The sequence below is a fragment of the Sulfurimonas sp. genome (assembly GCF_041563495.1).
Taxonomy (GTDB): Bacteria; Campylobacterota; Campylobacteria; order Campylobacterales; family Sulfurimonadaceae; genus Sulfurimonas.
The window spans coordinates 1-11629 of the sequence record NZ_JBFFMZ010000019.1 but is presented as its reverse complement, the minus strand read 5'-3'; the positions used below and the strand labels follow the sequence as shown (position 1 = coordinate 11629).

Here is an 11629-nt window from a genome sequence, read left to right as displayed (position 1 = left end):
TTTTGCACAAATTTTACACCGTCATTTGAAAATTTTAGGTTTAGAAGCTATAATTTCATCATCAAAGAACCCGTTCACATATATTTAATCCAAAAGGAGACTGATGAACCAGCATCTTAAACAATTAATAGACCTTTCTCGTGTAGATAAAGAGATCGATGCATTTGAGCCTCAGATCGAAGAAGCTAACTCTAAATATGAAGCTGCATTAGCAAAGAAACAAAGTATTGATACTGATATTGAAAACTTAAGCAGTGAAATCAAAGATGAGCAACTTAAAAAGCACAAAAATGAGCTTCACTTAGCTGAACTTTCTCAAAAATTAGAAGAAAATTCTAAAAAAAGCAATGAAGTTAAGACTGAACGTGAAATGAAGTCTTTACAACTTGAAGAAGAGATAGCGAAAGAACAAGTAACTTTTGCAAATGAAGAGATAGAAAGACTTGAAAGAATTATTGAGTCTAAAAAAGAGCAGGTAGAAGCTGCAAAAGTTTCTTTAGCAGAGATTGATGCAAACTTAGAGTCTGTAAAAGCTGAAGTTGATGAAAAACTAGAAGTAATTAACAAAGAGAGACAAACGGTATTTGTTGAAAAAGAGAGACTTCTTGGCAGTACAAATCAAAAAGGCTTAGCTTTTTATCAAAAAATCCGTCGTTGGGCTAAAAATACTACAGTTGTACCTGTTGAAGACCAAGCTTGTATGGGTTGTCATATGATAATCAGTGAAAAGATACTAGCAGATGTTATCAAAGCTGAAGAGATTACAACATGTCCGCATTGTGGTCGTATTCTCCATGTGGAAGCTTCTAACGAGTAGGGCTTGAAGCCTTTTACGCTCATCTACTATGTTTTAAGTGTTGTGCTATATCTTGTAGCACTGCCACTTTTAATATACCTCTTATTTAAGCAAAAATACAAAGAATCTGTACCAGCCCGTTTTTTTCTTTTTAAAAATCCGTCGTTTAAAAGTGAAGATGGAATTTGGTTTCATGTGTGTTCACTCGGTGAAGCAAAAGCATTAAAACCAATATTAGAGTTGGTAAAAGAAAGAGATATAAAGATAACGACTGTAACTCATACAGGTCAAACTGAAGCTAAGAAGTATGATGCAGAGGTCAGATATCTGCCTTATGAGATGCTGCTTCCGTTTTGGATTAAAAAACAAAGATTACTTGTAGTGCTAGAAGCTGAGTTTTGGTATATGCTTTTTGCGACTGCTAAGGCTAGAGGCACAAAAGTTATACTTTTAAATGCTCGCATCTCAGACAAAAGTGTAAAGAAATATCTTCAGTTTGCCTGGTTTTATAAAAGGCTTTTAGCGAATGTAGAAGTTATTTATGCTCAAAGTGAAGTTGATAAAAACCGTTTTTTAGCTTTGGGAGCTAAAAATATAGAGGTAATCGGAAACATAAAGTTAGCCGGTAAAATCATTAAAACAAAAGAGTACACAAAACCTAAACAAGAGTGTATAGTCGCAGGAAGTACACATGAGAGTGAAGAAGAATCTGTCTTAAAGTCATATGTCGAGTATAAAAAGCAAGTAGATGCAAAACTGATAATAGTTCCAAGACATCCTGAGAGATTTGAGAGTGTTTACACTCTTATGAAAAGTTATGCCGATAAAAACTCTTTAACTCTTTCAAAATTTTCTCAAACACAAAATTTTGAGACAGATTTAATTTTGGTAGATGCTATGGGAGAGCTCAACAATATGTATGCTATTAGTGATATAGCTATTGTGGGTGGTGCGTTTAGAGAAGATGTCGGTGGACACAATCCGCTGGAACCTGCTTTTTTTGGATGCAAGATAATAACAGGTAAACATTTTCATGACCAAAAAGAGCTTTTTAAATATGTTCACCATGTTCAGTATGTTGAACCTGATGAGATTCATAAGGCTCTTTTGGCTTCAAAAGATTTGCCGGCATCTATGGTTGAAGAGAAAATCAACTTAGAACCGATTATAAATAAGATACTAGAACAATAAAATGTATAAGTGCGATGGGCCTCCTGCCGAAGGAAACAAAGCGTTAGCGTAGGTAGCGGAATTACTTCCGATACCGTAGTAAACTAGATGAAGATCCCCTTCATTTATGAAATAAATTAAGGAGCCTGTTTTGGCTAAAGAAAAAGCATATAAAATATTAGCAATGCAAGAAGGTGTTTCAAATAAAGAAGCTAAATCTATGATAGATCGTGGATTAGTATATGTTGGAAACAAAAAAGTAATGATAGCTCGTGGAGAGTTAGATGACAAAACAATTTTTAGAGTTCAAAAAGTTGAGAAAATCAGACCAATCTTTGAAAATGATGAGATAGTTGTTGTAGATAAACCTGCATTTATTAACTCAGATGAGATTGAAAGACAGTTTAAACCTGCAGTACTGCTTCACAGACTTGACCGTGAAACAAGTGGAGTTTTAATGCTTGTTAAAGATGAAGACTTTAGACAGCGTGCTATCAAAGAGTTTAAAAAAGACAATGTGTATAAAGAGTATATTGCATGGGTTGAAGGTATAATCAGTGAGCCTGTAGAGGTTGATAAACCAATTGTCACTCAAAAGAAAAACAATAAAGCGTATTCAAATGTTTCAGGCAAAGGTAAACCTGCAAGAACCGAGTTCTTTCCGGATATTGTCAGCGCAAACAAAACAAAAGTAAAGTGTATCATTCATCATGGTAGAACACACCAGATAAGAACACACCTTCGATATATAGATCATCCGATTATTGGAGATGAACAGTATGGCGGAAGACGTGCTAAGAGAGTTATGCTTCATGCTCATAAAGTGAGACTGTTTGATATGGAATTTGTTGCACCTGAACCGAAAGTGTTTGTTGATTTTCAATAGTTTTGCTATAATCCGAAAAATTTTATACTAATAAAAGAAGGTATTTTATGTTTGATACATTAACTAGTTCATTTACAGATGCTATTAAGAAAATTCGTACATTTGATGACGATAAGGCACTAACTAAAGCACTGAATGAACTTAAAAAGTCACTCTTAAAAGCAGATGTAAATCATAAGGTTGTAAGAGAACTGATAGCTGATGTTCAAGTTGAAACTAAAAAGAACGGTGTTGGTAAAGAGCAATTCTTAGATGCATTAAGACAGACTCTATATAAACTTTTAGAAGTAGGTGGAAACAAAGGTTTTACTTTTGCTCCGAATCCTCCAACTGTAATCCTTATGACTGGACTTCAAGGTTCAGGTAAAACTACTACAACCGGTAAACTTGCAACGTATTTAAAAAATAAGAAGAAAAAAGTTCTTATCGTTGCAGCCGATTTACAACGTTTGGCGGCAGTAGAGCAACTTCGTCAAATTACTACTCAAATAGAAGTTGAGTTATATGAAGATGAAGCGACTAAAAATCCTGTAGAAGTCGTAACTGGAGCTCTTAAAAAAGCAAGCGAAGGCATCTATGATGTTGTTCTTATAGATACAGCTGGTCGTTTAGCCATTGATAATGAGCTTATGGATGAGCTAGAAGCTGTTAAAAAAGCTGCAAATCCAAGTGAGATATTCTATGTAGCTGATTCAATGACGGGTCAAGATGCAGTAAGAACTGCTACAAGCTTTAAAGAAAAAATCGGTATAGACGGTGTTATTCTTTCTAAATATGACGGTGACTCTAAAGGCGGTGTAGCCTTAGGTCTTTCATCTCAAGTTCAAGTTCCACTTCGTTTTATCGGTAGCGGTGAGAAGATGGAAGATTTGGAAGTTTTCTTACCTGATCGTATTGTAAACCGTCTTATGGGCTTTGGTGATATTGAAGGCCTTGCAGAAAAAACTGCAGGTGCTATTGATGAGAAGCAGGCTAAGAAACTTACTAAAAAGATTCAAAAAGGCAAGTTTAACTTCAATGACTTTCTAGAACAGATGGAAAGTATGAAAAAGATGGGTAGCATGAAGTCGCTAATGGGAATGATTCCTGGTATGGGAAATATGTCAAAAGCTCTTAAAGACTTTGATATGGAAAATTCAAGTGAACTGAAAAATATAAAATCAATGGTCTCATCAATGACTCCAAAAGAGAGAGAAAACCCTGATTTGCTTAATAACTCTCGCAAAGGAAGAATCGCAAAAGGTTGCGGTTTGGAGATTGTAGAGATAAACCGTATGATAAAACAGTTTAAAAATGCCGGTAAAATGGCTAAGAAATTTTCAGGTAAAAACGGCATGAAAGATCTTCAATCAATGATGGGTCAGATGGGTGGTCCTGGCGGTATGGCAGGGTTACCTCGCTAAAATCAAAATAGCAATGTATTTGCCGCGTTGCTACGCTCGTTGCGTACTTTAAAAGTACGCTTCCTCACTATGCGCCTTGAACTACATCACTCTTTTGATTTTATCATTAGCTTTGGCACATGGGATATTTTTAAAAATAATCTCTTTACATTTAAGTTATAACTCGATATAATTCCGCTATCGTAATAACTTCTGAAATAATCCCTCTGTGATTAGAAGGTATCTTGAAAACCAAGATATAATACGCCAAAAGGCGGTAAGAGGCACAATAAAACTACTTAGTATCTTTTATTCTGCAAAAAAACCTCCAAAAATTTTAATATTAGGAAAATAATATGACAGTAATTAGACTTACTCGTATGGGAAGAAAAAAACAACCATTTTATCGTATAGCGGTAACAGATAGCCGTAAACGTAGAGATGGTGGTTGGATTGAACTAATTGGACACTATAATCCAATGGTAGCTGAAAAAACTTTAGTTGTTGATAACGAAAGATTAGATTACTGGTTAAGCGTTGGTGCTAAAATGAGTGATCGCGTTAAAAAGATAACTGGCCGTTAATCATGATTTCTGAATTTGTCGCTCAGTTTGCAAAGCTTATAGCAACTTACCCGGATGATATAAAAGTGCAAACAAAAGAGAGTGATGAAGTTACTGAGATAATCCTCTATGCTAATCAAGCCGATGTAGGTAAACTGATTGGTAAAGAGGGTAAGATGATTGGTGCAATTAAAACTGTAATATCAGGCTGTAAAGCAAAAGATGGCGTAAGCTACAGAATTAATGTCGAACCAATCTAAAGAACCAAGACTTCATATCGCCACTATCGGCAAAACGGTCGGTATAAAAGGCGATATGAAATTTCATATCCATTGTGATTTTCCCGAACAATTTCAAAAAAACTCTACATTTTTGACAAATAAAAATAACACTATTACTCTTAGTGATGTAAATCTTGAGAGAGGTCTGATAAAAATAGCTGGTATAAATACAGTTGAAGATGCAAAAAAGTTTACAAACGTCAAACTTTATACAACTCGTGAAGAAACAAGAAAAAACTGCCATCTTGAAGAGGGTGAGTTTTTTTGGTTTGATTTAGAAGATTGTGAAGTTTACGAAGATGGAAAACTTTTGGGTGTAGTAAACGAAGTTGAACGTATCACGATAAGTAATTATCTAAATGTTAAAACAAATGATGAATTGGTTAAAGCAGGTTCTGCAAAGAGTTTTTTAATTCCATTTCACAAACCATTTATTTTAAATACTGATATTGACAAGAAGATCATTACCGTTAGCGGTGCAATGGATATATTAGAAGCTTCATAATGACTTTTACTTTTGTAACTCTATTTCAAAATATCGTAGAGGGATATTTTCGCGATTCTATCCTCAAGCGGGCAATTGATAAAGAGATTTTAAATATCAACTATTTAGATCCAAGAGAGTTTAGCAGTAACAAGCATTCTAAAGTAGATGATACGGCAGTTGGCGGTGGAGCAGGTATGGTAATGAATACTCAACCTCTTTTTGACTCTTTGAATGAGCTTAAAAGACAAGATGAAAGTGTTCATATTGTCTTTTTAACTCCTGTTGCAAAACCTTTTGTTCAAAACGATGCGAAAAGGTTGGCAGAAAAGTCCCATATAGCTTTCGTGAGTGGAAGATATGAAGGAATCGATGAAAGAGTTATTGAAGAGTTTGCCGATGAAGTTTTCTCGATAGGAGATTACATTTTAACCGGTGGAGAATTGCCTTCATTAGTCATGTGTGATGCCATTTCGAGAAATGTAGAAGGTGTACTTGGCAATAGTGAGTCGCTGAGTATTGAAAGTTTTGAGACTCCATTATTGGAGGCACCATCTTTCTCTAAACCGAAAGATTTCCAAAGTTGTTCTGTACCATCAGAATATTTAAAGGGAAATCATAGTAAAATTCGCTCACTTAAATTAGCCTTGTCTGAATGTAAGACTAAATTCTTCAGACCAGAGCAGCTTTTAAAGCATAGAACAAGGAAATCTTATGAGAAATAAGTACATAGAAAACTTTGAAAAAGCACAAACATCTGAGAAAAATATTCCAGATTTTCGTGCTGGTGATACTGTTCGTTTAGCAGTAACGATTAAAGAGGGTGACAAATCTCGTGTACAAAACTACGAGGGTGTTTGTATTGCAAAACGTGGTCAAGGTACAGGTAAAACAATTACTGTACGTAAAATTGGTGCTAACGGTGTTGGTATTGAAAGAATTTTCCCAATTTTCTCTGACTCGATTAATGAGATAACAGTTGTTCGTCGCGGTCGTGTTCGTCGTGCGAAACTATTTTATCTTCGTGATCTTGCTGGTAAAAAAGCTCGTATCAAAGAACTTAGAAGAAAATAATCTTCTAAGTCTCCACACTTCTTCATCTTCAAATAATAAATAATACTTCTTTTATCAATTTTAAATAAACATATAGTACAATCAATCCAGTTCGCATAGAAATTAGGAGTTTAATGAACTATTTAAATGATTTAAATACAATTGTAAATATAAACTCGCACACCAAAAATAAAGACGGTGTAGACAGAGTCGGAAAAATCTTTGACAAATGGTTTGAAGAGTTGGGATTTGAAGCACATATTTATGATAGAGAACTAATCGGTAATCATAGATATTACACTTCTAAGCATAATAAATCTGGAAAAAGGTTATTGCTTTTAGGGCATCTAGACACAGTATTTCCTCCTGATGAATTCGAAAAATACTCTGAAGATTCCCATTGGATTTATGGACCAGGCGTATGTGATATGAAGGGCGGGAATATTGTCGCATTACAGGCACTAAGAGAACTTAAAAGTGAAAATATTGAGATAGAAAATATTGATGTACTTTTTGTCAGCGATGAAGAGACGGGCAGTGATGATTCTAAATATTTAACTGAAAAGCTGGCGTCTGCATATGACTACTGTTTTGTATATGAAGCTGCAGGTGAAAATATGGAAGTTGTCAGCGGCAGAAAAGGTGTAGGCACTTTTTTTATAGACATAACAGGTAAAGCTGCTCATGCAGGAAACAATTATATACACGGGCACGATGCAAACCTTGAAGCTTCTTATAAACTACAAGAACTGGTAAAATTAACTGATTTAGAAAAAGGGACAACAGTTAATGTAGGAAAAATCAGTGGCGGAATAGGTGCAAATACAATATCTCCGTATGCTAATATGGTCTTTGAACTTAGATATAAAAACTCAGATGAGAGAGACAGAGTTTTAAAAAGTATAGACAAAATAGTTGAAAAATCCTTTGTTAATGGAACAAGTTCGCAGCTTAGCGGAGGTATACAAAGAGATGTAATGCAAACAAGTGAAGCTTCACTTTTATTAATTAAAAATATTAAAGACATCACCGGTATTTCTTTAAAATCAGAAGAAAGAGGCGGAGTCAGTGATGCTAATATTGTAAGTTCATGCGGAGTTGTAACACTTGATGGTTTTGGACCGTTTGGAGATGGAGATCATACCATACATGAAAGAGCTTCCAAAGAGAGTTTTGAGTCAAGAATAAGTTTAAGCAAAAAGCTATTTACTTATTTTGTAAAAAATTTAGATTTTTAAAAAGGGTAGTTAATGTCAAGTAGAAAAATCGGAATGTGGCTTTACAGCAATAGCGGCGGTGATAAAATTGGAAAAAAGATTATCAAAAAACTCAAAGAAAGAGATATAGAAACTATTGATAATATCAATCTTAGACATGCAACGGCAAAAAATGGGAATATACTTCATAATGGAGAAAAACTTAACAAGTTAGACCTGTTTTTCTCATATAATGCAGGAGAGCAAACCCTATATCAAACGTATCTGTATCAGGCACTTAACCGTATTATTCCTATGATTAATTCATACGATGCTTTTGCTTTAACTGAAGATAAATTCCATACTTCTTTTGTATTAAGAAATAATGGAATACAAACAGCAGATTATAAACTGTGTCATAGAGATGATAGTGAACAATTAAGAAAGATTATTAAAAAATGGGATAAAATGGTCTATAAGCCAACAGACGGTTGGGGTGGATTAGGTCTTACAAAAATTGAGAGTGAAGCAACGCTTAATATGCTGCTACCCTTTTTAAACCAAATGGATTTAAGATATTTTTATGTGGAAAAATTTATCAAGTATGATAATACGGATTTTAGAGTAGATATTGTTGATGGAGAGTTTGTATCTTGTTATGGCAGAAAAGCGAGTGCTACAGATTGGCGAACAAATGTTACTAGCGGAGGAAGCGTTTTTTTACGTGAAGCTGATGATGAGATTATAAAAATTGCCAAAAAAGCATGTAAAGCTTGTGGAGTTGACATTGGCGGTGTTGATATTATATATGATTTAGAAAAAGAAGAGTATGTGGTATTAGAAGTTAACGGTATTCCCGCATTTGCTACTCCTGATCAAGAGAAGATGGGCTTGGATTTTAACAACAAAAAAATAGACTTAATAGTTAATCTCATAGATCGAAAAACAAAAAAATCATAATGACGCTCAAATGTCCCTTTAACGAAACTTATGACATTTAAAGAGATAAGTGAGTATCATTTCACTTTTAAAAATTAATAACTATTTATTTAAGGTAATAATTTGAGACAACAGTATAGTTCTTACGATGAGTGTGTTGATTTTTTTAAACATGCTCAAACAACGAATCCAAATCTTTTTAAGGTTGAAACAATAGGTACAACTTGGGAAGAGAGGGATATTATTGCCGTAAGTATTACAAAAAACATAGATACACATTTAAACAAACCTGCATTGTTTTATACAGGCACTATACATGCAAGAGAGTGGATAGGTATTGAACTTAGCCTTAGTTTTGCAAAATATATACTGGACCATATAGATTATGACCCACAATTAAACTCCATTCTTGACAGGGCTACTTTATATATGGTGCCATGTGCAAATCCCGATGGTTTTGAATACTCAAGAAACCATTTTTCTTTCTGGAGAAAAAATAGAAGAAAAAATGCAGATGGAAGTTTTGGAGTTGACTTAAACAGAAACTTTTCTATCGGTTTTACACCAAATAAAAATACAACTTCAAATGTTTACTCAGGACCAAATGCTTTTAGTGAACCAGAGACCGTAGCGTTAAGAGATTTTGTAATATCTCATGAAAACATTACTATAGCACTTGATTATCACTCTCAGGGAAATGTCTTTTTTCCGGCGCATAATTTTATGCATGAAGATGCCATAGATGCTATAGATTTAAATTTATTAGCATCTAACATGGCAGAAGAAATAAGAAAAGAGTCAGGTCGTGAATATGGTGTTCACATGGGTAAACCACCGGTTCATTTAATCTCTGGAAGCGGTAGGGAGTTTTATTATTCACAAGGCGCATTATCACTAGTTGTAGAAGTAGGGACTAGAAATATCAGTGATTATAAAGAACATATGAGTGAAAATATAGATGAGAATCTTCCGGCACTTATGTTTGCCTTGTCCGAAGTAAACAATTATAAAAAAAACAATTCTCTTTCCAGAGTTGAGAATTTTATATCAACAGAAGTTTACTCTAAAGAAATTAATCTTAAGTGGGATTATAAAGATGATGAAAGCGTTTATTTTGAAATATACCGCTCAAAAAAGAAAAAAGGTTTTGCTCAGGCCTCAAACAGAATAGGAATGACAAGATTAAAAACATATACGGATAAAAATCTTAAAACTTCTACTAATTACTACTATTATGTTAGAGCAGTTTGCAAAAAAAGAAATATAAAATCTTCATATGCCCAAGTTTTGGGAGTAAGGACACATCCTGCAGAAAACATGTTTTCAAAGATTTTATATCCTTTAGCGGATAAGATTGGCTATGTTGGAGAAAAGACTAAAAAAAATGCAAATCATTTTGGAAACAACTCCATGTTTGTCGGTATTTCCGAGAGCAAAGGAGAGTGTTTTGGTGTTTGCGGTTTTTCATTATCAACAATACCTCAGAATGCAATCATAACAAGTGCTGTAATATCTTTTTATCCAATGAACAGAGTTTCTGTTCAGGTGGAGAGTTTTGGAGAATGGAGAATTGGTCAGATTGATGAGAGAACCATTGATGATATAAGCAGTTTTGAAGATATTAAAAATGCAAAATCTCTTAGTTATATAGACAGACCTACGGGATCAGCTCAATTATCACAGGGAATATGGAGAACATATGAATTTGCAGCGCAGGAAATCGCTGTTTTGCAAAAATCATTAGCTCGCTCAGAAGCTCTTTTTAAATTTGAAGGGCCATCTTCACTGCCGCTTGATCGTGCATCTCAGCTCATGCAGTGGGACATAGGATATGGAAAGTTCAGTGGAGGATTGACTTACAGACCAAAATTAGATATTTCCTATACAGTTGATGAAGCTAAAATTGAACTTCAATCGTCAAGAGAGTTTACGGCGTTTGAAAATAAGATTATAGATAATGAATTGGCAGCTGGTTATGATAAAGACGGTTCTATAAAGTATGCCTGTATTGAATTTGACCTTTCACAATGGCCCGAGATGGATAATACCGTAATCTCTAATGCATATATAGAGTTAGAAGCAATAAAAGTAGATTCTGTCAATACCCTTCGTTTTCATATAGAGATGATCCTTCCTTGTGAAGGTGAAAAATCATATGAAAAGATTAAAAAAAGAGATATTATTGAAAGAATAGGCTATGACGTTAGCGTATCAGATATAAAATCAAAACCTAAACAAAGATTTGTATTTGATACTTATGCAATAAATGAGATGGTAGATAATCTTGATAAAAATCCTAAGGCAGTATTTGTTATTTCAGCGTCTTCACCAAAACCTCTCTCAAAAAGTCAAGATGTGACATTTATGGATACTAAGAGAGTTAAAAGACCTTCTTTAATTATAAACTATATAAAAAAGCGTCGTAATGCACCTGCTCAAGTTGATGATTTAAGACATACTATTGAAAATAATATCATAAAATTAGAATGGGATATTCCAAATGATGATGGATATAGAGGAGCAATAGTGGTTAAAAATCCTTTTAGAGTTCCGTGCTCACCATATGATGGACAAAAGCTTTATGGAGGAATGGATAATTATACGTATGACAATTTTGGTGATATAGGTGTACATAAATATTATGCTGTCTTTTCATATGATGATGTACCCAATTTTTCAGAGCCTGCATCAATAGAGTTAAACCCTAAAAAATAGACACTTTTTGAGTGTCTGTTTTTTACAACAAAAAACAACTTTCAAACTTTGCGAAAACTTCTTCAGTTATTAAGAAACTTCTAAGCAACATCCTCCTATAATTCCCATCCACAAACAAAGAGACCTTGAAAAAGAGGTTAATAGAGACTTCGAGTTGAAGCTTT

At 34.1% G+C, this 11629-nt stretch carries 12 protein-coding genes; all 12 read left to right on the top strand.

Annotated features, from left to right (window positions below; all coding sequences use genetic code 11):
• Positions 1–103: 103 nt before the first annotated feature.
• Positions 104–817: a zinc ribbon domain-containing protein gene (locus tag ABYK18_RS11780; protein WP_373036874.1), complete on the top strand. Its 714-nt coding sequence runs from the start codon at positions 104–106 to the stop codon at positions 815–817.
• Positions 818–820: 3 nt separating this feature from the next.
• Entirely contained in the window at positions 821–1987 is a 1167-nt protein-coding gene (waaA, locus tag ABYK18_RS11775) for a lipid IV(A) 3-deoxy-D-manno-octulosonic acid transferase (RefSeq protein WP_373036873.1), read from the top strand.
• Positions 1988–2117: 130 nt separating this feature from the next.
• Entirely contained in the window at positions 2118–2852 is a 735-nt protein-coding gene (locus ABYK18_RS11770; protein ID WP_373036872.1) for a pseudouridine synthase family protein, read from the top strand.
• A 47-nt stretch (positions 2853–2899) separates the two neighbouring features.
• The gene (gene ffh, locus ABYK18_RS11765) at positions 2900–4255 is read left to right on the top strand and encodes a signal recognition particle protein (protein ID WP_373036871.1); all 1356 of its coding nucleotides are present in this window, start codon (positions 2900–2902) and stop codon (positions 4253–4255) included.
• Positions 4256–4590: 335 nt separating this feature from the next.
• Positions 4591–4818, top strand: coding sequence for a 30S ribosomal protein S16 (rpsP, locus tag ABYK18_RS11760; protein WP_373005135.1), 228 nt, complete (start codon positions 4591–4593; stop codon positions 4816–4818).
• 2 nt (positions 4819–4820) lie between these two features.
• A complete protein-coding gene (locus tag ABYK18_RS11755) occupies positions 4821–5057 on the top strand; it encodes a KH domain-containing protein (RefSeq protein WP_373036870.1) in 237 nt (78 codons plus the stop codon).
• A complete protein-coding gene (rimM, locus tag ABYK18_RS11750) occupies positions 5041–5583 on the top strand; it encodes a ribosome maturation factor RimM (protein ID WP_373036869.1) in 543 nt (180 codons plus the stop codon). The genes ABYK18_RS11755 and rimM overlap by 17 nt, the downstream gene beginning before the upstream one ends.
• The gene (gene trmD / locus ABYK18_RS11745; RefSeq protein ID WP_373036868.1) at positions 5583–6287 is read left to right on the top strand and encodes a tRNA (guanosine(37)-N1)-methyltransferase TrmD; all 705 of its coding nucleotides are present in this window, start codon (positions 5583–5585) and stop codon (positions 6285–6287) included. The genes rimM and trmD overlap by 1 nt, the downstream gene beginning before the upstream one ends.
• Positions 6277–6636, top strand: coding sequence for a 50S ribosomal protein L19 (gene rplS, locus ABYK18_RS11740; protein ID WP_373036867.1), 360 nt, complete (start codon positions 6277–6279; stop codon positions 6634–6636). The genes trmD and rplS overlap by 11 nt, the downstream gene beginning before the upstream one ends.
• Before the next feature lie 113 nt (positions 6637–6749).
• Complete coding sequence (locus tag ABYK18_RS11735; RefSeq protein ID WP_373036866.1) at positions 6750–7853, top strand: M20 family metallopeptidase; 1104 nt, start codon at positions 6750–6752, stop codon at positions 7851–7853.
• Positions 7854–7865: 12 nt separating this feature from the next.
• The gene (locus ABYK18_RS11730) at positions 7866–8771 is read left to right on the top strand and encodes a RimK family alpha-L-glutamate ligase (protein ID WP_373036865.1); all 906 of its coding nucleotides are present in this window, start codon (positions 7866–7868) and stop codon (positions 8769–8771) included.
• A 102-nt stretch (positions 8772–8873) separates the two neighbouring features.
• On the top strand, positions 8874–11465 hold the full coding sequence (locus ABYK18_RS11725) for a M14 family zinc carboxypeptidase (protein ID WP_373036864.1): 2592 nt from the start codon (positions 8874–8876) through the stop codon (positions 11463–11465).
• Positions 11466–11629 lie beyond the last annotated feature (164 nt).